Origin of the sequence: Telluribacter roseus (assembly GCF_017355915.2) — a bacterium.
GTDB lineage: Bacteria > Bacteroidota > Bacteroidia > Cytophagales > Spirosomataceae > Telluribacter.
The window spans coordinates 1-26,971 of sequence record NZ_JAFEUV020000009.1 but is presented as its reverse complement, the minus strand read 5'-3'; the positions used below and the strand labels follow the sequence as shown (position 1 = coordinate 26,971).

The following is a 26,971-nucleotide window of genomic DNA, read 5'->3' as shown; positions in this document are numbered from 1 at the left end:
ACTTAACTGCTTTTACCCGTAAACCAACCTTGTCCCTTTTTCAAATCATGAAGCACTACTTCTTTCTGGCATCTATGCTGGCCGGACTATGCCTGGCCGGATGTCAGTCCCAAAAACCTAATGACTCCATGCAATCAACTGTTTCCAAAGCCGATTACGGGCAACTGCCGGACGGGCAGAAGGCCGACCTTTACACCCTCACCAATGCCAACGGCATGACCGTCAAAATCACCAACTACGGTGGTATCATTACGCACCTGATGGCCCCCGACAAGAATGGCAACTTCGAGGATGTAGCACTGGGCTTTGATTCTCTCTCTGCTTACGTCAACGGAAACCCTTTCTTCGGAGCGCTCGTGGGCCGCTACGGCAACCGCATCGCCAAAGGTAAATTTGACCTGGAAGGGCAAACCTACACCCTCGTTACCAACAATGGCCCCAACCACCTCCACGGTGGCAAGAAAGGCTTTGACAAGGTACTGTGGCTGACCGAGGAATTTAAATCAAACGAAGGTGTAGGGCTGCGCATGAAGTATGTGAGCAAGGATATGGAAGAAGGCTACCCCGGCAACCTGGATGTGACTGTGACCTACACCCTGGCTGATGATAACAGCCTGCTGATCGACTACAAAGCCACTACCGATAAGCCTACTATCGTCAACCTGACCAACCACTCGTACTTCAACCTGAGCGGTAAAGACCAAACCATCCTGGACCACGTCGTACAACTAAATGCTGATAGCCTGGTACCCGTGGATGCTACCCTGATCCCAACTGGCAAGCTGATTCCAGTAGCGGGTACTCCCTTTGACTTTACAAAGCCTACACCCATCGGAGCCCGCATTGATGACCTGAGCGACGAGCAGGTGAAGAATGGCGGCGGCTACGACCACTGCTGGGTGATCAACCGGGGTAATAGTAACGAACTGGTAAAGTTTGCTACGGTAACGGAGCCCCAGAGCGGCCGCGTGATGGAAGTAGCTACCACCGAGCCGGGTGTACAGTTTTATACCGGTAACTTCCTGACTGGCGCCCACAAAGGCAAAGGCAAGACTTACAACAAGCGCACCGGTTTCTGCCTCGAAACCCAGCACTTCCCTGACTCACCCAACCAGCCTCAGTTTCCCTCGGTAGTACTCCGCCCCGGCGAGCAGTATCATACGATGACGAAGTTTACGTTCTCGGCGAAGTAGGGGGGAGCTTTTAGGTTTTAGATAATATTCCAGAGCCCGTGTTTGCACGGGCTTTTTTGTATGGAGGTGTCATAAATGCCATTAAGGTAAAGGTTTTTTATGATTGACATTGCAGGAAGCGGATACCAATACCAAGTTTAAGCTTATGAATGACTACGCATGGGCCACGTGATACATAAAGCTTAAAATAAGAACAATTTAATAAATTGACTTGAAAATAGACTAAATTACAATCGGAACCTTTCGTTGCAGTTGCTGAGTGGTTGAAGTAACCGTATTTATAAATATGATACTAAAAGTACCATAGTTTGTAAGTAGAGTCTAAACAAATATAAAAAGTCCTGCAAAGCTTTCGCATATTTATGCGTTAGTGGCAATTATACCCACACACATCAAAACTAATTATGGAAGACATTAAAGACAATCAAAAAGAAATAAAAGACGAGCAACCTTCACCAAGAGGAGCAAAACCATTGGTGTTTATAAGCCATGACACGAGGGATGCTGAACTTGCCGAAGCATTTAGTAAGCTTTTAAGTTCCGTAAGTGCTGGTGTTTTAAAATCTTTTCGGTCATCAGACAAACGAGGTAATCAAGGTATTGCTTATGGAGTTGAATGGTATCCTGAAATAATGAAGAAACTTGCTGATGCTTCTGACGTTGTTGCACTATTGACCCAACATAGTGTGGATAGACCGTGGATTTTGTATGAAGCAGGTGTTGCGAAAGGGAAATTAGAGACACCCCTTTTGGGAGTAGCAATAGGCATTCCTTTAAACAAAGCGAATAATGGACCGTTTGCACAATTCCAGAATTCAGGTGACGATATAGATTCTCTTACGAAACTTGTAGTTCAACTTGTAAACAGGATTCCAAATTCTGAACCTGATGCAGCTGTTATTAAAATGCAAGTAGAAGTGTTTAAAAGACAAGCAGAAGAAATTTTAAAGAGACAGCCGGAAGTTGAGACGAATGATGGACAATTGATGGAAGACTCTTCTGTTGCTAAACTTTTTGAAGAGGTGAAAATTATGTTTCAGGATCTGCCAGCAAGAATTGAAAGAAATGTTGAACCTAGTTATAAGCGGAAAAAGTTTCGATTCCATACAGAAATGTTGCATGAGTTAATGTATATTTCCGAGAGCTCCGAAGATGATTTCTTTGGTATTTTAATTATAATTAGTTTATTTAGAGACGATATGCCGTGGGTATATGAAATCGGCAAAGAGACATATGAAGTTCTAAAGTCTTCCAAAGCTATTGCTGCAAAGGAAAAAGCCATAATGAATTTTGAAGGGTAATCAAAAATACAATTCATCATCCTATATTTATGAATATGGTGGGTTCGAAAGACCAAATGATGATGCTTGATGAGCTCTCCTATTTTATGGAAAGATCTTTAAGCAGAATGATTGAAAAAAAAGAATAACAACCGCTAACATTGCATTGTCAAAATGCGTGTAACCAATATATTCAAAACTTTTTATTCGCTATTTAGCTTCAGTTCAAGCTGGCGGATAACGTCAAGTTTAAAAATAATAATCTTTTGCACCCTTAATTAGCAGTGGTATTAGGTGGAAGGAACATAGAAGGCAGCCATCTCGCCAATGCTTCTACGTTAGCTGCAATTATATCATGATAACTCAAAAGTTTGAAGAGATATCTAAGCGAATTTGGACAGAATAAATTCTGCAGATAGTTATGGAACTATTTATGGCGAGGAAACGATAACTGACCTTATACTTCTCGAATTAGCTCGACAGAATTACTTCAATATAAGAATTTTACAAACACCTAAGCCTTTCGAGGCTATTAAGGGGACAGATTGGGAGTGGTTTGTTGGCTCAAACAACTTTGGTTGGATACGCTATGCAATCCATGCAAAGAAGCTTGACCTTTCTACAGGCAGATACAAAATTTTAAGTCATAAGGTTGGAAAGCCGCCAAAAGATGAATATCAAATAAAAGTGTTAAGAGACTTTGCCCATGCTAATGGTGCTGTTCCGTTAAATAACTTCTATAACTACTTTCCAAAAGCAACTCAAGCCGACCATTGGCATTGCCAGCAAGACTTTGACAGAGAGCTATTGGGGTGGACATTTACTCCACTAAAAAATGTTGAAAAAGCTATTAACACGAGGGGAAGCAGAACTTTTGACAAAATACACAGATTTTCAAGTACGTTACCTATTCGCTGTTTGTTCAAATGTCCGTTCTTTAGAGATTTATATCGAGACACAACAACCCTTTCACAAGACGGAGATTTCTTCGGCGAAACTTTTAGAAAAGTTGCAAGACTGTCGAACGAGTTTATCAACGCAAGAGAGATAGGCATATTACAATATTTTCCTCATGAATTGTACAATAGCCAAGTTGGAATTTACCCGAAGCGAATTGCTATAATCGATCTACGTTTGAGTGAATAGCGGTAGCTAACATGCAGCTTGACGTTATGGTGGCTTACCTAACGCAGCATTAGCTTATTGTTCCTTAATAATCAACGGATCCAGCTTGACCAAACACTGTTAAGCATTTTAAATTTTTTTTACAGTAACTCTTAAGTGGGCTTCTGTTGTCGATGGATGGAACGCAGAATATCGCCATAATGCAAAGCCCTGTTCGTCAACCTAAAGGAGCAGACAGTAGCGGCAACTCCATCCAATTCCCCTCTTGCCTACCATACTTCAAGATTCACCACTTTCATCAACAACTCTGAGCAGTATGCGCGAAAACCTCTACATCGGCACCTCGGGCTGGAGCTATGCCTGGAAAGGCATTTTCTATCCCGAAGACCTGAAATCGGCCGATTACCTGACCTACTTTGCCGGGCATTTTAATACTACCGAGGTAAACAGCAGCTACTACCACTATACCATGGCCAAAACCATCCAAAAGTGGCTGGCCCAGACTCCCGCCCATTTTAAGTTTACTGCCAAACTACACAAGGAAATTACCCACGAAAAGCGTCTGGTGGATGTGGCCGATCAGCTGGAAAAATGGATGAGCCGCTTCCTGATCATGGGGGACCGCCTGGGCCCGGTGCTGATTCAGCTTCCGGCCAGTTTTCGTTTTAACGTAGAGGTAGCCGAAAACTTTTTCTCGCTGCTGCGCGACAAGTACCCTACCCAGCCTTTTGCGCTGGAAGTACGGCATAAATCGTGGCTGGAGGAAGAGCCCATTGAAATGCTGCGTTACTACCATATTGCTTTTGTGATTGCTGATTCGCCCCGCTGGCCCAAGCTTGAAACCGTTACCGCCGACCAGGTGTACCTGCGCCTGCACGGGGAAGAGAAGCTATACTCAGGCCCCTACTCAGACGATGCCCTGGAGCGCTTCGGCTACATGATTAACGACTGGCTGCTGGACGAAAAAGAGGTATGGGTATTCTTTAACAACACCATTGGCGGCGCCGCCACCCAGGATGCCGAAAAGTTGCAGAAGATGCTGGAGAATATGTAGAGGTAGAAGGATTGGGTAAGGGAACACAAGATCTCATTACGTAGTTTTTAGCCGTTGTTGATGATAACACCACCAACGGCTAACTGCTAGCTAATCTACTGACGTATTCTGTTCTAACCGCTTCACGATAACAGAACGCAGGCGTTCTTCGTGTTCATCACCCCACTGACCTAAAGCCGCTATGACAGGAATCAAGGTTTTTCCAAATTCGGTCAGGCTGTACTCAACCTTAGGCGGCACTACCGGATAAATGACTTTTGAGACTAGTTCGTGCTCTTCCAACTCTTTCAACTGCATATTTAAAACCCGGCGTGAAGCATCAGGAATCTTTCGCTGCAGCTCACTAGGTCGCTGGCTTCCTTCGTGGATGAACCACAGCAAGCGCATCTTCCACTTACCGTAAAGTACTTCGCCGATCAGGTCAAGGCCACAATTAAGGCTCAACGGTATTTTTCTTTCGTACATAATGCAAAGTTGTTCTGATGTTCCAAAAGAGGCAATAGGGGAGAAATTTATCCCTATGCCATTCGTTTTTCCGTACTTGTAGTACCTGCACATACTTCCCAATTTTGTATCAAAAAAAAGGGAGTATGGAAAACCAATTTGAGTATACCAACGAATTAGCAGGCAAAATAGCATTGGTAACAGGCGGTACAAAAGGGGCCGGAAAAGCCATAGCCGAACGCTTGCTTAACGCCGGTGCAACGGTCATTGTTACAGCCAGAAATGCATCCGAAAGCCTAAACAAAGGTCTGCATTTTATTTCAGCTGATTTGAGTACTTCCGGAGGGACGCACCAAGTAGTCGGGGAAGTTCTGTCTAAATACGGCAGACTGGATATTCTGGTCAATAACATGGGCGGTTCGGAAACGGGCGGCGGCGGTTTCGCTGTACTGACGGAGGAAGATTGGAAAACATCCATCCAGACTAATCTACTGGCACCGGTTCGGCTGGATCGGGGATTTTTACCGCAAATGCTGGAACGTAAGACCGGCGTCATTATCCACATCGCTTCCATTCAGGGCAGGTTACCTTTGTATGATTCCACGTTGCCTTATGCGGCTGCCAAAGCTGCATTAATTAATTACAGCAAAGGCTTATCCAACGAAGTGTCGCCGCAAGGTGTTCGGGTACTCACCGTTTCACCGGGCTGGATCATGACTACAGCTTCAACAAGAATGATGGAACGGATTGCTGCCAGCTCTAATAGCACGGTAGAGCAAGCCACACAAAGCGTAATGGATGCTTTGGGTGGAATACCAATGGGCAGGCCAGCCCACCCCGAAGAGGTAGCTGAACTGGTTGGTTTTCTGGTATCGCCAAGAGCCGGCTATCTGACAGGTACCGAATATGTCATTGACGGAGGAACGATACCCACCATTTAATAACCTTACTAATAAAAGTGATGAATGTACCGAAAGTTGTAGCCGATTTAGTAAAAGCGCAAAACAACTACAATAGTGTTGCGTATGCTGACTGTTTTACTGAAACAGCCGTAGTACTTGACGAGGGCAAAACGTACAAAGGAAAAGCTGACATACAGCATTGGATTGCCGAATCAAACCAAAAGTATAGAACGGTATTGAAACCAACTGCTTTCACTGAGACAGATACAGCAAGTCTCTTGACAGCAGAAGTCTCAGGCTCGTTTGACGGAAGTCCCATTGTGCTCAACTACTATGTTGACCTAAAAGACGGACTAATCCAGTCGATGAAAATAGCAGGTTGACAAAGGAGCAGGCGTACTTCGTGTTATGACCTGGCCTCCGCCTCTCATCCTAAGTTTCACCGCACCAGCTTTATAGCCCCGGAAATAGGACAACTCAGCGTCCGCAGAAATTGTGTATATTTAAGTACTATACACAACCAAGACCTACACCATGGCACGGATCAAATCAAATCTACCAAATGAGTCTGCTGAGCTGTTCCTAACAGACGGCGGACTGGAAACGACGTTGGTTTTTCTGGAAGGCTTTGACCTTCCTTACTTTGCTGCCTTTGACTTACTGAAAGATGAGAAAGGCTACCAGGCTATCAAAGAGTATTACCGACGATACCTGAACATTGCCAAAGAGTTCAGGACGAACTTCATCCTCGAAAGTCCTACCTGGCGGGCCAATCCTGACTGGATCCATAAACTGGGATATCCTGCAACAGCCTTGACTGAAATCAATACAAAGGCAGTTCAGCTTCTTGTAGACCTTAAAAAGGAGTTCGAGAGTGATATTGACAGCATTGTGCTGAGTGGTTGCATTGGCCCACGCGGCGACGGCTATACGCCAGGAAACAGGATGACTGCCGAAGAGGCAGAAACGTATCATACTGCACAAATAGCGGTTTTCGCTGATACGTCCGTTGATATGGTCTCAGCAATCACCATGAATTATGTGGAAGAAGCCATCGGTATAGTCCGGGCAGCGAATGCCAACAACCTGCCGGTGGTCATCTCCTTTACGGTAGAGACCGACGGGAAGTTACCAACGGGGATGCGGCTGAAGGACGCCATTGAGCAAGTCGACCAAAGTGTGGCGAACCCGCCAGCTTACTTTATGATCAATTGCGCTCACCCCACGCACTTTGTTGATGAATTGCAGGCAGGAAAGAACCAACAGTGGACCAAACGTATACGAGGAATCAGAGCGAATGCTTCGTGTAAAAGTCATGCGGAGTTGGATGAGGCAACAACATTAGATAGAGGCGACCCGCAGGAGCTGGGTATAGAAAATAAAAGGCTTAAAGACCTCTTTGCTCACCTCAATGTATTTGGCGGCTGCTGCGGTACCGACGAAGAGCATGTTCGTACCATTGCCAGTCAGACCCGTACAGCCTGAAGAAAACATTATTGAACGCTGATACAGCCGTGAGGCTGAAGCTACCTTAGATGCCACTTCTTCCTAAATTCTTCGTTCCTTTGTAAAAATACTAAGCAGTATCTTTTATGAAGAAGGCAGAGGCAACCCGGCTGATGATTTTACAGAAAGCGTTTGAGCTGATTTATGTGAATGGCTACCAGACTACAAGCATTGACCACATTATAGCTACTACGCAAGTAACGAAAGGGGCGTTCTACTACCATTTCAAGACAAAGGACGAAATGGGTCTTGCCATTATCAACGATATACTGAAACCCAACCTTACCAGTAGCTTTATTGAACCTCTGCAAAAGGGGTTGGATCCACTGGATGCTATTTACAACCTGATGCACCATCTGCTCATGGAAAATGAGTTTCTGAAAGTGGAATACGGTTGCCCTGTTGCCAATTTTACGCAGGAAATGACACCCTGGAACGCCGAGTTCAGCAAAGTACTGGACGAACTGACCCAGCAGTGGACCCAGGTATTGACCGCTACGATCGAAAAAGGAAAGGAAAACGGATCTATACGTAAAGATGTGAACGCGAAGCAGGTAACCCTGTTTGTCATGTCGGGCTATTGGGGTATACGAAACTACGGAAAGCTGGAGAATAGTAAAAAAGTATATATGCCTTATTTAAAGGAGCTTAGAAGGTACCTGGATAGTCTGAAATAATTTTTTGTACGAAAACATACTAGTTAGTATGTTTTCGGTTTACCTTAGCACCGAAATAGAGAACCAGTTAATGGATATGGATACACCCAATCATGTAGTTCCTGAATTTACACTCACCAATGCACTGGCTGCGGTGTTGATTGCTTTTGCTTTTATTGCCCTGATGTCATTGGTAAAAGAGCCCAGCCGACAAAAGATCAATGCCATACTTATTGCAGGGGCAGGCGGTGTGTATTGGAGTGGCGGTTTGGGTGTGTGGGAATTTATGTTTGGTACAATAATGCTATTTGTAGCCTACAAAGGGCTAAAGCATTATTACTTTATTGGGATTGGTTGGTTGCTTCATACCGTTTGGGATTTACTACACCATGTATACGGAAGTCCAATCGTGTATCTTGAACCCTCTTCCTCGGCAGGTTGTGCTGTTTGCGACCCCATTCTTGCTGTTTGGTTCTTTTTTGGAGCGCCTTCGGTTTGGAATCTCTTCCGGAAGCAAAAGATGATCACGATATAAAATGTATTCAATCCTATTAGCCTTACATTCATCCATTCGTTGGCTGGTACTGGCCAGTTTACTATTTGCCATAGTTCATGCTTATAGAGGTTGGCTTTCCAAGAGGGAGTTTAGAGGATTCGATAACTCCGTCCGGCATTGGACTGCTACCATTGCACACATTCAACTGACCCTGGGACTGGTGCTTTACTTCATCAGCCCAATTGTTGACTACTTTCTGCACAATTTCTGGAACGCTATTCACCAGAGAGAAATCCGCTTTTTCGGAATGGAGCACAGCTCCATGATGATCACCGCCGTTGTAGTTATTACAATCGGTTCAGCAAAAGCAAAACGCAGACCGACCGACGCCGAGAAGTTCAGGACTATGGCGATCTGGTTTGCCATAGGACTTTTCATCGTCCTGACCTCCATACCCTGGTCATTTTCACCCCTCACAAGCCGACCTAATTTCCGGGCATTTTAGGTGTAGTCAAAATTCAGTACATTAGTAAAAGCCGTTGGGGACGACCAAGGGTAAATTGCCTACTATCTTTGTGCCTTTAAGCATTTCTACTATGTTGCTTGCTACCCCTATTATAATGGACCAGGAGGTTCAGGACTCTTTTTCGGTAAAGCTTTTGCAAACCTGTCAGGATGTAGAGAGCCGGCCGGTCAGGTTGCGGTACAATAGAATTTACCTGATTGTAAAGGCTAGTGGAGCTATACAGATTGACGATGGCCATTATGTGTTGGGGGCAAATCAGCTGCTGCTGATGGCGACAGGGCAGGTGAAAGCCTTTGTGGAAGGGGTACAACTGGAAGGCTATGAAATACTATTCGGTAATTGCTTCTGGGAAAAAGCACCGGCCAGTGCCAGCAACTGCAAGGCCGTACTCTTTAATAATGCGGAAGCCAACCAGCAACTACATATTTCCCCCGCTGACTTACAGGAACTCCTGTTCTTGTTCCGGGCGCTATACCAGGAAAATGAGAAACCTGGCTATAGTAACAAACTGGACGCCCTGGCCGCTTACCTGAAGATAATCATGATCAAGATAGCGAATATCAATGCGAGTTTGCATCAGGGCTATGATGATGAAGAAAAGCAACTATACCGCCAGTACATTGAATTGGTGAGTACTCAGTACAAGCTACGGCATGAAGTAGCCGGGTTTGCCGACCAACTGCATATAACTGCCCGCAAGCTCACCGAAATATGCAAACGAAGCAGTGGAAAAGGAGCCAAAGAGATTATAAATGGTCAGCTCATAGCCGAAGCGAAGCGTTCGCTGCTGTTTTCGGCCAGCCCCGTCAAAGAGATTGCCTTTGCCCTCAACTTTACCAGCCCGGAGCAGTTTAGCCATTTCTTTAAAAAGAACACCGGCATAGCCCCCCATGAATTCAGAAGGGTGTATGTAGATTCTGACAGGTAGTAGTCGGTTTTTGACATTCTCCACCGCCTCATAAGCCTATACTTTTGTCAAAAACAAAAAGCGATATGGCTACTACAACATTCACCTCCGTGGCCGGGATCAACATTCCCGACAGTACCATGGCCCGACAGGCTACCGAACTCCTGCTGGATCATGGCACCGAATTTATCTATAACCACTCCTTACGGGTGTTCTTATTCTCCTCGCTCAATGGCCAGCGAAGGGGGGTACCCTACGATGCTGAGCTGCTTTACATTGCCTCGGTATTCCATGATCTGGGCCTGGTTTCGAAGTACAGCAGCCCCGACCTTCGGTTTGAAGTGGATGGTGCCAATGCGGCCCGTGATTTTCTGAAGAGTCATGGCTTGCCGAAAGAGTCTGTACAGTTGGTTTGGGATGCCATTGCCCTGCATACAACTATTGGTATCGCTGAGCACAAAGAAACCGAAGTAGCTCTTTTGTACTCAGGAGTTGGCCTGGACGTAATGGGCGAAGGATATGAAAACCTGAGTGCCGCTACGCGGGAGGAGATTATTGCCGCCTTTCCCCGAACGGACTTCAAAAAGAAGATTATCCCCACCTTCTTTTCGGGCTTTGAACACAAAACCGAAACTACCTTTGGGAATATCAAAGCCGATGTTTGTGCCTTTATGATGCCTAACTTTCACCGAAAGAACTTCTGCGATTGTATACTGCACTCTCCCTGGTCGGAGTAGTTGGTTGCCCCTAAGCCTCTTATCAGAGGCTTCTTTTGTTAACATTTATGATTTTTAGCGTACGTCTTTGGGGCAGGCTTACCTTTGCTGCATAAATACCTAAAGTAATAACAGGGACGCGGTGGTACTGGATCTGAGCCTGCTTGTCAGCCAGGGCCTCGCGTTACCACTCAACCAAAGATAGAATGTAAATCTGTTAAGTACATGGAATCTCAAACCGAACAGAACAAAGCTGTGGTTCGCCGCTTCAACCAGGAAGTTATTGAAAAAGGAGACCTGAACACTTTCTGGGAGCTGATGGATGAAGCCTTTATCAACCATGCGGCGGTACCTGGATCTGATAATGGCCCGCAAGGTATGCTCAACACCTTTAATACTATTTTACGTCCTGCTATGCCCGACCTGAAAGTAACAATTTATGAACAGGTGGCAGAAGGCGATCTGGTAACGACCCGAAAAAATATCAGCGGTACGCATACCGGCACACTGTTGGGAATAGTACCAACGGGTCAGACAATCAGCATTGATGTCATTGATATTGTCCGCATCCAAAACGGAAAATACATCGAGCATTGGGGCATCAACACGCTTCCCGTAGTATTAGCTCATCTGAAAGCCGGTTCTAAATAGCTACCTCCCCCTTCCTCAGCTTCACCGGTACCGTCTTGTACACGGGTGTGTTGCTCTTGCTGGCGGTGGTGCTGATGGGGACGAGTACATTGGCTTCGGGGAAGTAGGTGGCGATGCAGCGCGGTGGGATGTCGTAGGCTACCAGAATAAAGGTGCGGGCTACGCGCTCTTTGCCGTCGGTTGTATTGTAGATGTCCACTACCTCACCCGGTGTGAAGCCGGCTGCTGATATGTCTTTGGGATTCATAAATACTACGCGCCGCTCGTTGCGTACGCCCCGGTAGCGGTCGTCGAGGCCATAGATGGTGGTGTTGAACTGGTCATGGCTGCGGATAGTCATCATGTGGTACTCACCTTCGGACAGGGCAGGCACGGTGGCAAGCGCCACGTTGAAATTGGCCTTGCCGTTGCGGGTGTTGAACTTCCTTTCGCGGGCACCGTTGGGCAGGTAGAAGCCGGCCGGTTGGCGTACCTTTTCGTTGTAGTCCCGGAAGCCGGGTATGACCTGCGCAATTTCGTTCCGGATAAAGTCGTAGTGCTGCTCGTACGTGTCCCAGTTGATGCGGGTACGTCCGGCCAGGGTGGCTTTGGCTAGTCGGCATACAATAGCGGGCTCACTCAGGAGCTGGTCAGAGACAGGTTCCAGCACGCCCCGCGAGGCCTGTACCACGCCCATGGAGTTTTCACAACTGACAAACTGGTCGGTACCTCCGGTGAGGTCGCGGTCGCTGCGGCCCAGGGTAGGTAGGATCAGCGCCTCCCGGCCATGTACCAGGTGGCTCCGGTTGAGCTTGGTCGATACGTGTACCGTCAGCCGACAGCGGCGCAGCGCCTCGGCCGTAAACTGCGTATCGGGCGTAGCAGACAGGAAGTTGCCGCCCATGGCAAAGAATACGTGGGCCCGGCCCTCATGCATGGCCCGAATGGCCTCTACGGTGTCGAAGCCGTGGTGGTGAGGAGGCTCAAAGCCAAATCTAGCCTTGATATTATCCAGCAGATATTTAGGCGGCTTTTCCCAGATACCCATGGTGCGGTCGCCTTGCACATTGCTGTGGCCACGGACTGGGCAGGTACCCGCACCGGGTTTGCCGATGCTACCTTTCAGCAGCAGCAGGTTCACTACCTCCCGGATGGTATCCACCGCGTTGGCGTGCTGGGTAAGGCCCATCGCCCAGCAGATGATGATCTTACTCTTATGTTTCAGAAGGCTGACGGCTTCCTGGATCTGAGCCAGAGGCACGCCGCTGAGGGCGGCCAGTTTGGAGGCGTTCTGCTGCCGCAGGTGCTGGATAAGGGCTTCGTAGCCTTCGGTATGTTCGTTGATAAAAGGGTGGTCAAATACAGAGCCGGGCTGCTTCTCTTCTTCATCAAGCAGGAGTCGCTCGATGGCCTGTAGCAGCGCCATATCGCCGTTGAGCTTTACCTGCAGAAACAGGTCCGTGAGCTGGCTATCCATACCCAGGGCTCCTTTCAGGGTCTGCGGGTTGTTGAAGCCCATCAGCCCGGCCTCCGGCAGTGGATTGACGGCTATGATTTTGGCCCCGTTGCGGTGGGCCTGCTGTAAGGCCGTCAGCATACGGGGGTGGTTGGTACCCGGATTCTGCCCCATCACGATAATAACCTCCGCCTCATAGAAATCCTCTAAGGTGACACTGCCTTTTCCGATACCTACCGATTCCAGCAGGGCCACTCCACTGGACTCGTGGCACATGTTGGAGCAGTCGGGGAGGTTGTTGGTGCCGTATTCGCGGACAAAAAGCTGGTACAGAAAGGCTGCCTCGTTGCTGGTACGACCGGAGGTATAGAACACCGCCTCGTCCGGCGATTGGAGACTATTGAGATGTGTGGCTATCATATCAAACGCCGCTTCCCAGCTGATGGGCTGGTAGTGGGCAGCTCCGGCGGGCAGGTACATAGGCTCGGCCACCCGTCCCTGCTTCCCGATGTCCCGATCCGATAGCTGAGCCAGGTCGGCCACGGAATGCTCCGCGAAGAAATCGGCAAAAAGAGCCTTTTCGGTGGCTTCTTCGGCTACGGCTTTCGCCCCGTTCTCACAATACTCCGCAATGGCCGACCTGTGGCCATCCGGATCGGGCCAGGCACAACTCGGGCAGTCAAACCCACCTTTCTGATTCAGTTTAAAAAGTGCTTTCAAGCCCCGGTTGACGCCCGCCTCCTCATAAACTGTCTTCATACTCACGGCTACGGCCTCCATACCGGCGGCTACGACGTAGGGCTCGTCTAGTTTCAGACCGGTCAGTCGGGCCGGATTTTCGGCCTGGGGGATGGGTGGTTGAGTAGTCATAGTCGGTTGGCAATAGTAGTAGTAAAGGTACTAAAGGAGGAAAGAATAAAAGGAGGAAAGGCGTTTTTGTTTCATCATTTGCTAACGCGAAAGGGAGGATAAGTACAGTTTGTAGATAAGCCAGCGTAGGAAGTTTTTTGGATGCTTAAAGATAAAAGCCCCTTTGACACTTTCCTCCTTTCCTCCTTACAGATAAATTCTCTCTCTCCCTGTATACACATTAAACGAGTTCTCCCTGAGAAAACCTACCAGCGTTATACCCAGCTCTTCGGCGAGCTGAACGGCCAGGCTGGAAGGGGCACCCACGGCGGCTATAAAGGTGATTCCGGCCATGCCGGCTTTCTGGATCAATTCAAAACTGGCCCGACCACTCAGTAGCAGCAGGTACTGACTCAGGGGTAGCTGGTTGGATCGTAGCGCTGAACCTATGAGCTTATCCAGCGCGTTGTGCCTTCCGACGTCCTCGCGTATTGACAGCAACTGTCCCGACTGATCGAAGAGGGCTGAGGCGTGTAGCCCCCCGGTATGCTCGAATAGGCTCTGCTGTTGACGTAGCCGGTCCGGCAAGAGGTGCAGCAGGGCAGGGGAAATGTGCCATTCAGCGTGGGTACGTAGCTCGGACGTTACCTGTATGGCCTCAATGGAGGCCTTGCCGCAGATACCGCAACTGGAAGTCGTGTAGAAGTTACGATCCAGACTCTGTACGTCCAGGAGTACCTCTTCCCGCAGGATCACTGTTACCCGATTGTCGTCATCCCGTCGTAGTTCCACTACTTCATCAGCCCTGCGGATGATACCTTCGGTAAACAGGAACCCCAGCGCCAGTTCTTCATCATGCCCCGGCGTCCGCATGGTCACGGCCAGGTTTTTCCGCTTCCGGTCAGGACCGTACAGTACCGCTATGCCCAGCGGTTCCTCCACCGCCAGCACGTCGTCAGCCGCGCGTAGCTGCCCGTCCCGGTATTTGTGAATGGAGGTATGTAGGGTAGGGGAAGACATATTCTAAGCGGTAAGCTGTATGCTTTATGCAACAGGCTTCTTTTATACTATAAAGAGATACTGTTACCAGTACATTACTCATGCATTCAAACTCAAAGTACTCATTAACTCTAAACTCATAGACTCTACATTAAGCCTTCACCACCTCATAGTACGCCTTTCTGGGCTTGAGGGGCAGAGCCCAGCCCAAACTAAAAGTGAGGCTCTGTCCGAAACTACGCAGCAAAGGTGGCATTTAATAAGGCAGGGGGGATAAAAAAAGGAGCCGCCCATTTGTACAAATGGGCGGCTCCCTTCAAGTAATCAGGCAAGAGCTAAACGGTAGTCCGTTGACTCATGACTTATTTAACGAGGTTAGCAGATACTGTGCGAGTAACTTCGGTTTTGATTTCGAAAGGCTTCGCAACGTAGCCATTGGTAGTTTCTACTACGAATGTATATGTACCATCTTCCAGGTTCGACAGGTCGAAAATCTTAGAGAAGTTCTCAGTTTTGGTAGCGTACTCGTAGTAAAGTACTTTACCATCGGCGTTGCGGATCGCGATGTAAGCGCGGTTAGGCAGGCTCTGAGCGGTCAGTCTGAACTTCAGGTCTTTTGTAGCCTGGATGTTAAGTTCTTCTGAATCGTTAGTACGAACTTCTACTTTCTTAGTTTCGTCGTTTGCTACAACCAGGTTTGCAGTTGATACTCCCATCAAAACTGCCAGAACTAAATATGCTTTTTTCATAGTAATTTCTAAGTTAATTTTTGTGATGTTGTTGTATTATTCTAATACTGATAATGTCTTGCCTTAGTACTTGAATAACTGGCCCCAGAAGCTCTTGTTTTTTGCTCTTGGTTGATACAAACGTAGATAAAACCTTGTATATAAGTCAATAGATAAACTTTTGCTTTTTAAAGTTCATTCTACGATCCTATGTATATATTAGAATAGTACCATACTTATAGAAAAAGTACAACATATAGTTTATTGTATTCTAACTTATTTTTAGGATGGTAAGCCATAGTTTAAAAATAGAACTTGCACTATTTTTATATATTTCTAAAATAAAACGTACCTGTGCCGAATGGGTACCGGAAGCTGATGGCTGAAAGGAATAATCAGGTGGATGGTATAGCCTCCCGAGGTGGACAAGGTGACGCAAAATGAGTAGGGAAATGAAAGGATAAGTACCTCGCAGGCAGCATTTCTACTACCTGTATCTGGTTGTGAATGGTTAGCTGGAGCCATATACACACACAGGTCATCACCTCAGCTGTACCATACGCTTCTCAGGCTTCTGTTTCTGTATGTAGTTGTGATGGGGATAGCCTTTGATCAGGCCTCCCATCTATCTGGTAAAGTAGATGTTCACTATACAGTTCCGGGCGGAGGAAGTAGCCTCTACCACTTGTCTTTTGATCAGCACTATGAGGGAAGTAGCCAGGTGGACGGGGAGGATATAAAGGAGTAGGGGAGACTACCTGTTGGCTAGTCTCCCTTGTTTTTTCGGGTTTTCTTGATGGGGCGGCCGTATTTCAATCGTTTTTCTTCCTTATGGTCCCGACGAACGTTCACCTTTTTGTTCTTGTCGATCTTTTCGTGGAAGGCGCCACCGCCATCTTCCGGCCGGGTTACTTTAACGGGGGCATTCTTCATGTACACCTTCGGCTGTTCATCCTCCGTCAGTACCTCCGACACTTCCACTTCCGCCGGTAGCTCCGCTACGGGTATGATGTAGTTCATCAGGCCTTCGATGGCCGCCAGGTTCTCCTTCTCGTTTTCCGTCACCAGGCTGATGGCTATGCCTTTCTTGTCAGCCCGGCCCGTCCGTCCGATCCGGTGAATGTAGCTCTCGGGATCGTCGGGAATGTCAAAATTGATTACGTGCGATACCTCCGCTACATCCAGTCCGCGGGCTATGATATCTGTAGCGATCAGGATACGGTGCTGCCCCTCCTGAAACTGCTTCACGGTGTTGAAGCGGCTGTTCTGGGCTTTGTTGGAGTGGATCACGCCCACTCCCTCTCTGAACCGGGCTTCTATCTCTTCGTAAAGCTGGTCGGCCATTTGTTTGGTCGCCACGAATACCAGTACTTTGGTCATGTCGGTATCCTGGCTCAGTACCCATTTCAGGAAGTTGACCTTCGTATAAAAATTAGGGACGTAGTAGCCGGTCTGGGTGATGTTCTCGAGCGGGGTACCCACGGGGGCCGCCTCGATCAGCACCGGAGCATTGAAGTGGGTATCCAGAAGCGTCTCCACCTCCGGTGACAGGGTAGCCGAGAAGAGCAGATTCTGCCGACGCTGGGGCAGCAGGTCCAGTATGGTATCGATCTGGCTACGGAAGCCTAGATTCAACATCTCATCAAATTCGTCAATCACCAGCCGCTTGATTGCCTTTACTTTGAGTGTACCATTCAGGGCCAGATCAATCAGTCGCCCCGGCGTAGCTACTACTACGTCGGCCCCCTGCTGGAGCTCGGCTACCTGGGGCTTGACGTTGCTGCCTCCGTACAGTCCCACCACGCTCAGGCTCATGTAGGTACTCAGCTTCTGGATCGTCTCTATCACCTGTACCACCAGCTCGCGGGTAGGTACCAGGATCAGGACCTGCGGGAGCTTCTCCTTAGAAAACTGGTGCAGACGAAGACAGGGAAGCAGATAAGCCAGTGTTTTACCGGTACCCGTCTGGGCTATTCCACACACATCTTTTCCCGACATTACCACCGGAAACGCCTTCTGCTGAATGGTAGTAGGGGTTGTGTAGCCCAGGTCATTCAGCGCGTTGAGTAAAGGCTTATTTAGATTCAGTTCGTCAAAAGTCATAGCACAGGTATTACAATAGAGTACAAAGGTAGAGCTATTCCTCCATAAATCGGCGCATCTGGTCGTAGCGTGGGTTCCAGGTAAAGAAAAACTGGAGTATCATGCCGACGTGCCTCCTGCCTTGCTGGATATGGTAGTTTGGGGCAGGTACATGGGTTTTGAGGGCCGTGATAAACCGTTCGGTACTTTTGATGATGGAGGGGTAGGTCCTGCCACCGCGGTAGATGAGCATGGGAGGCATACCCTCGTGCAGGTGATACATAGGAGAGGCTTTTTTCCATACCTCAGGACTGGTGGTAAAAGTCTGGAGGTAGGTATGGCCGCTGTCAAACCGTTGCTCCATCAGATACCCATGCATATCCAGTCCGGCCGCGTCGATCAGGATGGTACCTTTGATGGGGTTGGCTATGCCTAATGTGTTGAAGTACTCCTTGTCCAGGGAAATGAGCGCAGCCAGGTGACCACCCGCCGAATGTCCTGACACAAAGATACGCTCCGGATCACCGCCGTACTGCCGGATGTTATCCCTGACCCAATTTACCGCCTGCGCCGCTGCGGTAGCCATCTGGTGGTAGTTGGCCTGGGGACTGAGCGGGTAGCCTACTACTACCGTGACGATGCCCTTACGAACCCAGCGATTCCCGAAAAAGTTGTACAGGTCCTTGTTGCCGGAGTTCCAGCTCCCACCGTGAAAAAACACCAGAACATTCTTAATAGCGTCCCGTTTGCGCGGAGCAAATACATTCAGCTGCTGCTCTTGTACGTTCTTAGCCGCGTCAGCCTGTGTATAGGTAATATCTTTGGTCCGATGGACAGACCGCAGGGAGCAACCAGCCAGGGTTACCAGCAGTACCCCCAGCAGCGGAAGTGTGAGCGGTAGAGTTGTAGTGGGGCGTTTGGATGGCACGGCGGTACGGTTCGTGAGGCTAGTTCAGACGGTGATCTTTACCCCTGAACCCGAAAACCTCCCTTACTGTTTCCCCACCTTCTGCAGTACCCAGTACAGCGGAGCACCGCCCAGAAAGAGGCTCCAGCCGATAAGCGCCGACGAAGGATCGGTGATGATGACATTAGCAGCGATCACAAGCAGGAACAGCACGAAGAAGGCCGGAAGCCAGGGGTAGCCCATTACTTTAAAGCCCTGATGCGGATCATCAGGACCTGCCTTCTTTCTGAATACAAACAACGTAGCCGCCGCACTCGCCAGCGCGATGCTATCCACCGACATTACGTAGTTGACGATCTGCTCAAAGGTATCCAGGAGCCAGAGCGAGGCCAGGGTAGTCACGATCAGGAATGTGAGGGCAAACTCCTGTACCTGCGTGCGGGAGTTAACCCTTTTGAAAGCGGGAGGAAGTATATTATCATCAGCCAGGGCGTAGTACACCCGGGGCAGCGATAGCATATTGGCATTAATAAAGCCCAGTACCGACAGGAATATTGCCACTGAAAAGAAGACCTGTCCCCACGGCCCAAATAGGGCACGGGCCGTATCGGCGGCAATGAGGTTGGAGGCCTGTAGGCCCTCGAAGCCCAGCGCGTGGTAGTAGGTATAGTTGAGAGTCAGGTACAGGCCCAAGATCAGTGCTATCCCGATGAAGATACCGCGGGGTGTATTGCGGACGGGATCTTTGATATCGGCCCCGAAGTTGAGGGTTTGCTGATAGCCGCCATAGGTGTAGAATACCGCGATGAGGCTGGCCCCAAAGGCCGTAAACCAAGAGCCGGATGCGTCAGGTACGGGCACCGCAGAGGTAGCTATATGAGGTACATCCATAAATACCCCCGCGCACAGCATGAGCATCATCCCGATTTTGAGGCCGCTGAGGAGATTCTGGGTGCGGGCTCCCGACCGTATGCCCAGCATATTAACGACGTAGAAAAATACCAGCGTAGCGATGGCGGTACTACGTATGCCCGTAGCTCCGTGCCAGGCAGTAGGCAGCAGCGGATTGATGTACTCAGCCCCGATCAGGGCTACTCCGGCCATACCGGCCCCGTACGTAAGCACGATCACCCAGTTGATCATGAAGGAGTACAGGGGGTGAAAGGCTGTCGAAATAAGCTTGTAAAACCCACCCGGGAAGTGGTGCCGTGAGCCAATCTCGGCAAATACAAAGGCTCCGATGAGGCTGACGAGTCCCCCGGCTACCCAGGCCGAAAAGAAAATCTCCGGTGACCCCGCCTGCCGGGCCACTATAGCGGGCGTCCGGAAGATACCAATACCAATTACGAGACTAACGACAATCATGCCCAGATCGAAGGGGCCGATCTGCGGGCGAATGGTACTGGAGGGTTCAGCCATAATGGAGTTTTATCAATGAAAGAACAGGTACCCCAGCCAGATACCCGCCAGCACGCCCACAAAGTCGGCGATAAGGCCGGCTACTATGGCGTAGCGGGTATTCTTGATCCCAACCGAGCCAAAGTAGAGCGCCACAATGTACAGGGTAGTATCGGCCGATCCCTGGAAGATACATACCAGACGCCCGATGAACGAATCGGGGCCAAACTGCTTCATGGCGTCGATCATCAGGGCTCGGGCACCGCTCCCGCTCAGGGGTTTCATGAGGGCTACGGGCAGGGCATCGGTAAAGTCGGTATTGAAGCTGGCAAAGGAGAAAAGGTACTTGAGGCTGTTGACGAGGTAGTCCATGGCCCCGCAGTTGCGGAAGGCACTGATGGCCACCAGCATCCCCACCAGGTAGGGGATAATAGTAACGGAGGTGGAGAAGCCATTTTTGGCCCCATCTATAAAGGCCTCAAATACATTGACCTTCTTATAGAGCGCCCCGGCCAGGAATCCGGCTACAATAAGCAGGAGCAGAGAGTTACCTACCACCACCGATACCGTCTCGATCTGCTCCTTGGGAAGGGTAGATAGGTAGGCCAGCAACAGTCCCAATACAGCCGTTACACCTCCCAGTCCCAATAGTACCGTGCGGTTAAACAGGTTGATGCGCTGCCAGAAGGCTGTAATGATCATACTCACTACCGTAGTGACGTAGGTACCCACTACGCAGGGAATGAATATATCCGAGGGGCTCTCGGCGCCCAAAATAGCCCGCTGCGCGATGATACTAAGGGGGATGATCTGTAAGCCCGACGTATGCAGTACCAGAAACATGATCTGGGCGTTGGAGGCCGTATCCTTGTCGGGGTTCAGCTCCTGCAGGCTCTGCATGGCTTTAAGCCCAAAAGGGGTAGCGGCATTGTCAAGGCCGATCATGTTGGCCGCAAAGTTCATGATCATCTGCCCGTTGGCCGGGTGATCTTTGGGTACTTCGGGAAACAGCTTATTGAAGAATGGACCAATCACCCGCGCCAGTACATTAATGGCCCCGGCCCGCTCACCCACGTTGAGGATACCCAGGAAGAAGGTCATCACCCCGGCCAGGGGCAGGGCTATGTCCATCACAGCCACCTCAGCCATGTCCAGCATGCCCTCTACGATGGCTTTGAACGTCAGGACGTCACCCAGGAAAATAAACTTGAAAAGCGCAATGATAAACGCAATGACGAAGAAAAAAACAAAAATGTAATTCAGAGCCATGGAGGAGGTATTACTACAGCTACCAGTTAACGATTACTTCGGTGATACTTGCACAACAAAGGGTTAAAACTAATTGAATTTTCGTGCTAATTCTCAAAAAATGTGGTTATATTAACTTCTAACAACTACGGCCAATACAATGCCTATGGAAAATATCACCATAACTATTCCCGCCTCCACGCAGACCGACCCCTTTGAGCTGAAGATGTTGGTAGCAGGAGGATTATATGAAAAAGGCAAGCTCACGGCTGGACAGGCAGCGGAGATAGTTGGTTTGTCTAAACGGGCCTTTATAGAAATGCTTGGTAAGTATGGTTTTTCTGTATTTGGCTACACTGCTGATGAAGCTATTGACGACTTTTCAGACCTGGTGGAATGGAGAAGGTTATAGCGAACAAACCCTCTGTTAATAGTAGACGAAAAGAAAGGACGAGCCATTGCAAAAGATTTAGGCCTCAAGATAATAGGTACTTTAGGAGTACTTATGGAAGCAAAAAGAATGGGCGTTGTACCAGATCTAAGGGTACTTGTAGAAAAACTTATTAATACAGATTATAGAGTTTCACCAGCTCTACTTCAAGCAATTCTCAAAGAAGCAGAGGAATAGAGAATAGCCTTACTCTCTTTCTGCCAATAGTCTTTTCACAATTTTGCCCGATTCAATATTGATATTGCGGAGGATGCCCGTCAGCGGTACCGAAAAGCCCAGGAAGTACAGGCCCGGCAGGTCGTCGTACCAGGGTTGGCCGGGGCAGCCCCGCTCGTTGAGGCGCGGTCCTAGTCCCTCTATTAGTTCACCCAGTAGAGCCCGGTAGCCCGTAGCCAGTATCACGGCGTCCAACTCCTGGTGGGTACCGTCGATAAACTGCACCCCGTGGGCCAGAAAATGCTCAATATCCCGCTTTACCTTGATCTTGCCGGCTTTGATCTGGGCCAGGGTACCCACGTCCAGTACGGGTATACGGCCCATCCGGATGCCTTTGGCGGGGGCATAGGTGGGGGTAGCGATCCCGTAGGCGCTGAGATCCCCGATGGTTCGCTTCTGGATAAAACGCGACAGCTGGTCGTAGGCCCAGTTGGGCAGCAGGGTACTTAGTACTATAGCCGATAGCTGGGTGGGCTTGCCGCCAATGTCCCGGTTCATGATGTTGACCGGGCTGCGTAGCGACAGGTAGGTTTCCACGCCGTTCTCACTCAGGTCCAGGGCTATTTCGGCGCCACTGTTGCCCATGCCCACTACCAGTACCCGCTTGCCCCGGTACGGCTCCGCGTTGCGGTACTGACTGCTGTGGATGATCTCTCCTTCGAATAGCGTTTTGTCACCCGGCCAGTGGGGGATATTAGGTACGCGGTTGTAGCCCGTACACACTACTACCTGATCGGCCTCAAATTCGTTGGTGGCTGTTTTTACTTTCCAGCGCTCGCCGTGGCGGTAAATTTTCTTTATCTCCTGATTGAATTGGGGCCTGATGCCGTAGTACTCGGCGTAGTCCTGCCAGTAGCTGATGAGCTTGTCTTTAGGTACGAATACCGGGTACGATGGGGGGATAGGCCGGTGGGGAAGCCCCGAAAACCGACGGTCGGTATGCAGGTGCAGGCGGTCGTAGTGGTGGTGCCAGGCTTCGCCTATGTGCTGTCCCTTTTCCAGCATCAGATACGGTACCTTTTTCTCGGCCAGCCGTCCGGCTACGGCCAGTCCCGAAGGACCGGCTCCTATAATGATGATATCCATGGCTTTATTAAGTATTACAACGGGTAGTATTCAGGCGGCATCGGCTTCCAGGCGCTTGCCGGGCAGTAACCGGTGTAACAGGAAGCTCCCGACCATAATCAATGCAAATATAAGCGCCGATTGCGGGTTGAAGAGGCACAATGCCACCAAAGAACTTACCGAGATCAGGAGGGCGGCGTAAGGTACCAGCGGGTAACCCGGCGTACGAAACGGACGCGGTAGCCCGGGCTCCGTCCTTCTCAAAATTAACAAAGAAATTACGGATAAGCTATACATCAGGAGGGCTCCGAAGGCCGAAAGTACAATAATATCGGCCGTGGTACGCGTAGCCAGGGCGGCTATCCCGATCAGCATATTAACCAACAAGGCCGGAGCGGGGGTGCGGAAGCGGGGATGTACCTTGCCCAGCCAGGCGGGGCCGTTGCCCATGCGGCAGAACTCGTAGGTAGAGCGCCCGGCGGCCAGCAACAAACCATGAAACGAAGCCACCAGTCCGAACAGCCCGAACACTACCACCAGCGTGTACAGGATATGTCCTTCGCCAACCAGCTGCTGCAGGGCCAGCGGCAGGGGCGAGTCGGAGGGCTGTCCCGCAGCATCGTATACGACACCATCCCAGCCGCCTACCCCGACGGAGGCGACGAAGGTGAGGGCACAGAGCGCTACCAGCGTCAGCATGGCCGAGCCAAAGCCACGGGTCAGGTCGCGCTGCGGATTGATGCTCTCCTCGGCTACGTTGGCCAACCCCTCAATACCCAGAAAGAACCAGATCGCAAAGGGAATGGCAGCCAGTACACCCGTCCAGCCGTTGGGCAGTCCATTTTCGGTAAGGGCCGTAGTACTGAACTCGGGTAAGGCTACTCCGGCGAAAAGGAGTAGCCCGGCCACCGCCACCACCGTCACCACCAGCTCAAAGGTAGCCGCTGCGTGCGTACCCCACACATTGAGCAGGGTAAAGAGCAGATACACCCCAATGGCAATGGCGGTAGGGGAGAGCTGCGGCAGGAAAAGATTGAGGTAGGCCCCGATGCCCGCCGCAATGGCCGGAGGGGCGAACAGAAACTCAATGTTCTGCGCCATCCCCGCCACAAAGCCACCCCGCACTCCCATGGCCCGGCCGGCGTAGTCGAAGGCACCTCCGGCTTTGGGAATGGCACAGGCCAGCTCGGCGTAGCTGAGCGTGAAGCAGACGTACATCACCACCACCACTCCCGTTGCGATGGCCATACCCCCAGTACCTCCTTTCTCAAGGCCCAGGTTCCAGCCAAAGTACATACCGGATATCACATAGCCGACGCCCAGCCCCCACAGTAGCGTAGGGGTCAGGGTACGTTGAAGTTGGGAGGTGTCCTGCGACATACTGAACGGGAAGGTTTAGGTTATCCTCCCAATTTCGTAAATTGTGGGTGGTAATGCAAGGGGGGAGTCCTGTGGTCAATTTGGATAAAAGTGACTATGATCTTCTACGTTGGCCTTAGTCAGTACATCAAGCCGAATCAAGTTGATTATGCCGTACAAAAGTTGAAAATAGTTGATATATTGAACTTTATACGGTTTGAGTTGAAGTCGGAATTATATGACCAATCACGCTTTCTTAAAATATTTAAGCAGTTTTATGGTGTTACTTCAAGCCGATTTCTGAATAACAAAGTATAGTCTGAAGGGTAAATTTTGTACAATTTCAAGTCTTCACACTACCGGACATTTGCATAAAAATAAAATGTTTTATGCGAATCAATCAAATACTTCTTAAAACGACAAAGAACCAATATGACATTGGTTTAGTCATTCTACGCTTATCTGTGGGCTCTTTGATGGCTATACATGGAATTGATAAACTTTCAAGCTTTTCAGTTTATTCTTCCCAATTCTCTGACCCCATAGGTTTAGGATCTAAAACAGCACTTGGACTCGTAATTTTGGCTGAGTTTATTGGCGGGCTAACCCTCTGTCTTGGCCTTTTAACTCGTTTCTTCTCTTTTCTGATTTTTGTTACAATGGCTGTTGCCGTTTTTGTAGCACATGGCCAAGACCCCTTTGCTGTAAAGGAATTAGCTTTTTTGTTTTTCCTAACATCATTCTCTTTAATGGTAAGCGGTGCGGGTAATTATTCAGTAGATGCATTTATAGACAAAAAAGTTAATCCATGAGAGTAGTTGTTTTGGCAGTTGCTATGTTAAGCATTGCCTCCTGTGCTTCTTTACCAAAATCTATTTCCGATGGTAACCTATCAAGTGGTATTAATAAGGGAAGTATTACTATTCACTGCACTAGGCAACTGAGAAATGCCTTTATAACATTAAATGATAGCCTTGTAATTAATGGTGAGAGTTTTAAGACGATCAAAATAGAATCCGTTACTCCAGAATCTTACGAAATACATATTGTATCCAAACAAACCTGGGGTCGTGAATTACATTCTGAAAAATTTAAAATTACTGTTGTTGCAAATAGAAATACAGACATTGTTGTAAATGCTCCAAGCGGTACTCTCACGAATGTAGCATACCTATCCTTTATTGGACTGTTTGCTTCCATTCCTTTCTTATTTTCATGAATCAAATTTTATGAAAATCGAAAAGTAATCCCATACATTTTATGAGCCTTGATGGCTATTTGGCTACCAAAGATGATGATTGTGGGCATGCTGAATTTTAGATATTTATTGACATAGATATTCTTGGCAGAAAAACCTATGATACTGTTCTTGGGTTAATGAATAGTTCCTTTCCTGAAAGGCTAGGCGGGTCTAGGATGGCGTAAACCCCTAGGGGTCTGTCTACCGACTGACAGAAAAGCAGTTGAAAGAACTAGTGCTGGAGTTAAATTTGGGGGGCAGCAGCATGATTTTGATGTTGAAGCATGGACACGAGCTCGTGTGAAGTCGATGATAGAAAAGCTTCTTGAGTGGCCCGCCGCCGCGGCTCAATCCTATGGAACTTCTATGGAGCCATCTGCCAACCATGTGCATGAGCAATCGCGAGGAAATTGCTAACTTGAAACTTTGAAGGGAAACGGTGCTATCTGACAGGTTAGGGGGGTAAAACCCGCTACTGCTCATACACTAGATCGTTACCAGCAATTAATAGATAAAGAATTGAAAAAGGCCTCCGGAGCAGTAGCTCCCTGAGTGGAACCTATAATTGAATCTAATTTAAAGGAAAATATGAATACAGAAGAAAACTATCTTCAGAGAGCCTGGAGTGATTCAATCGAATCAATTACTATCGATGATGTAAAGGAAGCCATTTCAGAAGTACAGGAAGTGGACGATGAGCAGGGAGCCTTCTGGGTGGGGATATTTGACGAAGATGAGTATGTATTGGAGGTCAATAAGAATCTGAACCTAGTAGGAGAATTTGGCTCGGACTCTGATGAACAAATCGAATATACCGCCAGGAACTGGGAAGAAGTTGAGGAGCTATATGCACTATTTCTGGCCGGGCAGATAGAGGAGGTGAGAAAGAAAATGGAGAGAACATAGCCACGTGTAAGCTGTCATTGCAAGAAGACACTACAAACTCGACAAGGATAGAGGAATGCAAAAACTAAAAGCTGAAGTTCAAATCATTGGAATAAATCCATATGTACTTCTACCTGACGAGGTTTTGACTGAACTATTCAAACAAGCGGGCAAGGATAAAGGACCTATACAAGTAAGAGGAACAATCAATGACAAACCCTATACACAAACACTAGTAAAGTATGATGGAATTTGGCGGCTGTACATTAATCTGAAAATGTTGAAGAACTCTCCCAGGCGAATCGGGGAAGTCATTAACGTAACGATAGAGTTTGACCCGGAACAACGAGTTATAACTCCTCACCCAAAGTTGATAAGGGCGTTGGACGAAAATCACGAAGCCAAGCGAGTATTTGATGGCTTGCGCCCCTCTTTACAACTTGAAATAGTACGTTATATTTCCCGTCTGAAGTCAGAAGAAAGTGTCGATAGGAACGTAGTCAGAGCGATAGATTTCCTTTTAGGGAGAGGAAGGTTTGTTGGGAGAGATAAGCCTTATTGATGCGTGAATTAATCCGTAAAGAATGCAACTTCCTTCTTGCGGAAGAATACTTGAATTAAGGCTGGATCTTCCTCCAGCAAGTTTATCTGAT

Annotated in this window: 29 protein-coding genes; 19 read left to right on the top strand and 10 right to left on the bottom strand. The window is 48.7% G+C overall.

Features of this window, described 5'->3' with window-relative positions; translation table 11 throughout:
• The first annotated feature begins 47 nt into the window (after positions 1-47).
• The 4 genes from JTN23_RS16665 to JTN23_RS16650 all read left to right on the top strand — a co-directional run bounded on the left by JTN23_RS16665 (position 48) and on the right by JTN23_RS16650 (position 4,652).
• On the top strand, positions 48-1,193 hold the full coding sequence (locus JTN23_RS16665; RefSeq protein WP_247236135.1) for an aldose epimerase family protein: 1,146 nt from the start codon (positions 48-50) through the stop codon (positions 1,191-1,193).
• Positions 1,194-1,597: 404 nt separating this feature from the next.
• Positions 1,598-2,494, top strand: coding sequence for a toll/interleukin-1 receptor domain-containing protein (locus tag JTN23_RS16660; protein WP_247236134.1), 897 nt, complete (start codon positions 1,598-1,600; stop codon positions 2,492-2,494).
• 372 nt (positions 2,495-2,866) lie between these two features.
• The gene (locus JTN23_RS16655; protein ID WP_247236133.1) at positions 2,867-3,619 is read left to right on the top strand and encodes a DUF6615 family protein; all 753 of its coding nucleotides are present in this window, start codon (positions 2,867-2,869) and stop codon (positions 3,617-3,619) included.
• 295 nt (positions 3,620-3,914) lie between these two features.
• Positions 3,915-4,652 carry a DUF72 domain-containing protein gene (locus tag JTN23_RS16650; RefSeq protein ID WP_247236132.1) on the top strand — a complete coding sequence of 246 codons (738 nt, stop codon included), beginning with the start codon at positions 3,915-3,917 and terminating at the stop codon, positions 4,650-4,652.
• 90 nt (positions 4,653-4,742) lie between these two features.
• Here JTN23_RS16650 and JTN23_RS16645 read toward each other — a convergent pair whose 3' ends face one another.
• On the bottom strand, positions 4,743-5,117 hold the full coding sequence (locus tag JTN23_RS16645; RefSeq protein WP_247236131.1) for a winged helix-turn-helix transcriptional regulator: 375 nt from the start codon (positions 5,115-5,117) through the stop codon (positions 4,743-4,745).
• 125 nt (positions 5,118-5,242) lie between these two features.
• On the opposite strand from JTN23_RS16645, the gene JTN23_RS16640 reads away from it, so the two are divergent.
• The 9 genes from JTN23_RS16640 to JTN23_RS16600 all read left to right on the top strand — a co-directional run bounded on the left by JTN23_RS16640 (position 5,243) and on the right by JTN23_RS16600 (position 11,456).
• The gene (locus JTN23_RS16640) at positions 5,243-6,037 is read left to right on the top strand and encodes an SDR family oxidoreductase (protein ID WP_247236130.1); all 795 of its coding nucleotides are present in this window, start codon (positions 5,243-5,245) and stop codon (positions 6,035-6,037) included.
• 20 nt (positions 6,038-6,057) lie between these two features.
• Entirely contained in the window at positions 6,058-6,381 is a 324-nt protein-coding gene (locus JTN23_RS16635; RefSeq protein ID WP_247236129.1) for a nuclear transport factor 2 family protein, read from the top strand.
• A 151-nt stretch (positions 6,382-6,532) separates the two neighbouring features.
• On the top strand, positions 6,533-7,483 hold the full coding sequence (locus JTN23_RS16630) for a homocysteine S-methyltransferase family protein (RefSeq protein ID WP_247236128.1): 951 nt from the start codon (positions 6,533-6,535) through the stop codon (positions 7,481-7,483).
• Positions 7,484-7,590: 107 nt separating this feature from the next.
• Positions 7,591-8,181, top strand: coding sequence for a TetR/AcrR family transcriptional regulator (locus JTN23_RS16625; RefSeq protein WP_247236125.1), 591 nt, complete (start codon positions 7,591-7,593; stop codon positions 8,179-8,181).
• A 76-nt stretch (positions 8,182-8,257) separates the two neighbouring features.
• Positions 8,258-8,695: a DUF6010 family protein gene (locus JTN23_RS16620; RefSeq protein ID WP_247236124.1), complete on the top strand. Its 438-nt coding sequence runs from the start codon at positions 8,258-8,260 to the stop codon at positions 8,693-8,695.
• A gap of 1 nt (position 8,696) precedes the next feature.
• Positions 8,697-9,161 (top strand): hypothetical protein, encoded by a 465-nt coding sequence (locus JTN23_RS16615; RefSeq protein ID WP_247236123.1) that lies wholly within the window; start codon positions 8,697-8,699, stop codon positions 9,159-9,161.
• A 91-nt stretch (positions 9,162-9,252) separates the two neighbouring features.
• A complete protein-coding gene (locus JTN23_RS16610; RefSeq protein ID WP_247236122.1) occupies positions 9,253-10,110 on the top strand; it encodes a helix-turn-helix domain-containing protein in 858 nt (285 codons plus the stop codon).
• A 65-nt stretch (positions 10,111-10,175) separates the two neighbouring features.
• The gene (locus tag JTN23_RS16605) at positions 10,176-10,826 is read left to right on the top strand and encodes an HD domain-containing protein (protein ID WP_247236121.1); all 651 of its coding nucleotides are present in this window, start codon (positions 10,176-10,178) and stop codon (positions 10,824-10,826) included.
• A 204-nt stretch (positions 10,827-11,030) separates the two neighbouring features.
• Positions 11,031-11,456: an ester cyclase gene (locus tag JTN23_RS16600; protein WP_247236119.1), complete on the top strand. Its 426-nt coding sequence runs from the start codon at positions 11,031-11,033 to the stop codon at positions 11,454-11,456.
• On the opposite strand, the gene JTN23_RS16595 is transcribed toward JTN23_RS16600, so the two are convergent.
• The 7 genes from JTN23_RS16595 to JTN23_RS16565 all read right to left on the bottom strand — a co-directional run bounded on the left by JTN23_RS16595 (position 11,449) and on the right by JTN23_RS16565 (position 21,123).
• Positions 11,449-13,761 (bottom strand): FdhF/YdeP family oxidoreductase, encoded by a 2,313-nt coding sequence (locus tag JTN23_RS16595; protein ID WP_247236117.1) that lies wholly within the window; start codon positions 13,759-13,761, stop codon positions 11,449-11,451. The genes JTN23_RS16600 and JTN23_RS16595 overlap by 8 nt on opposite strands.
• Positions 13,762-13,947: 186 nt before the next feature.
• The gene (gene fdhD / locus JTN23_RS16590) at positions 13,948-14,760 is read right to left on the bottom strand and encodes a formate dehydrogenase accessory sulfurtransferase FdhD (protein WP_247236116.1); all 813 of its coding nucleotides are present in this window, start codon (positions 14,758-14,760) and stop codon (positions 13,948-13,950) included.
• A 341-nt stretch (positions 14,761-15,101) separates the two neighbouring features.
• Entirely contained in the window at positions 15,102-15,488 is a 387-nt protein-coding gene (locus tag JTN23_RS16585; protein ID WP_247236115.1) for a T9SS type A sorting domain-containing protein, read from the bottom strand.
• A gap of 744 nt (positions 15,489-16,232) precedes the next feature.
• Positions 16,233-17,570 (bottom strand): DEAD/DEAH box helicase, encoded by a 1,338-nt coding sequence (locus JTN23_RS16580; RefSeq protein WP_247236114.1) that lies wholly within the window; start codon positions 17,568-17,570, stop codon positions 16,233-16,235.
• A 34-nt stretch (positions 17,571-17,604) separates the two neighbouring features.
• Positions 17,605-18,477 (bottom strand): alpha/beta hydrolase, encoded by an 873-nt coding sequence (locus JTN23_RS16575; protein WP_247236112.1) that lies wholly within the window; start codon positions 18,475-18,477, stop codon positions 17,605-17,607.
• Positions 18,478-18,540: 63 nt separating this feature from the next.
• Entirely contained in the window at positions 18,541-19,875 is a 1,335-nt protein-coding gene (locus tag JTN23_RS16570; RefSeq protein ID WP_247236111.1) for an APC family permease, read from the bottom strand.
• 12 nt (positions 19,876-19,887) lie between these two features.
• Complete coding sequence (locus tag JTN23_RS16565) at positions 19,888-21,123, bottom strand: nucleoside recognition domain-containing protein (RefSeq protein WP_247236110.1); 1,236 nt, start codon at positions 21,121-21,123, stop codon at positions 19,888-19,890.
• A 145-nt stretch (positions 21,124-21,268) separates the two neighbouring features.
• On the opposite strand from JTN23_RS16565, the gene JTN23_RS16560 reads away from it, so the two are divergent.
• Positions 21,269-21,514, top strand: coding sequence for a UPF0175 family protein (locus tag JTN23_RS16560; RefSeq protein ID WP_247236109.1), 246 nt, complete (start codon positions 21,269-21,271; stop codon positions 21,512-21,514).
• Positions 21,515-21,526: 12 nt separating this feature from the next.
• Positions 21,527-21,730, top strand: coding sequence for a PIN domain-containing protein (locus tag JTN23_RS25845; protein ID WP_262918556.1), 204 nt, complete (start codon positions 21,527-21,529; stop codon positions 21,728-21,730).
• Positions 21,731-21,739: 9 nt separating this feature from the next.
• Here the strand turns inward: JTN23_RS25845 and JTN23_RS16550 are convergent, their stop codons facing one another.
• Positions 21,740-22,855, bottom strand: a complete 1,116-nt coding sequence (locus tag JTN23_RS16550) for a flavin-containing monooxygenase (protein WP_247236107.1) — start codon at positions 22,853-22,855, stop codon at positions 21,740-21,742.
• Between the two features lie 30 nt (positions 22,856-22,885).
• Positions 22,886-24,214 carry an ethanolamine permease gene (gene eat / locus JTN23_RS16545; protein WP_247236106.1) on the bottom strand — a complete coding sequence of 443 codons (1,329 nt, stop codon included), beginning with the start codon at positions 24,212-24,214 and terminating at the stop codon, positions 22,886-22,888.
• Between the two features lie 368 nt (positions 24,215-24,582).
• On the opposite strand from eat, the gene JTN23_RS16540 reads away from it, so the two are divergent.
• The 4 genes from JTN23_RS16540 (at position 24,583) to JTN23_RS16525 (ending at position 26,880) form a co-directional block, all read left to right on the top strand.
• Positions 24,583-25,005 (top strand): DoxX family protein, encoded by a 423-nt coding sequence (locus JTN23_RS16540; protein ID WP_247236104.1) that lies wholly within the window; start codon positions 24,583-24,585, stop codon positions 25,003-25,005.
• Entirely contained in the window at positions 25,002-25,412 is a 411-nt protein-coding gene (locus tag JTN23_RS16535) for a hypothetical protein (protein ID WP_247236103.1), read from the top strand. Before JTN23_RS16540 ends, JTN23_RS16535 begins: the two co-directional genes overlap by 4 nt.
• A 609-nt stretch (positions 25,413-26,021) precedes the next feature.
• Entirely contained in the window at positions 26,022-26,339 is a 318-nt protein-coding gene (locus JTN23_RS16530) for a hypothetical protein (protein WP_247236101.1), read from the top strand.
• A 55-nt stretch (positions 26,340-26,394) separates the two neighbouring features.
• Positions 26,395-26,880, top strand: a complete 486-nt coding sequence (locus JTN23_RS16525) for a YdeI/OmpD-associated family protein (RefSeq protein WP_247236100.1) — start codon at positions 26,395-26,397, stop codon at positions 26,878-26,880.
• Positions 26,881-26,971: the final 91 nt, after the last annotated feature.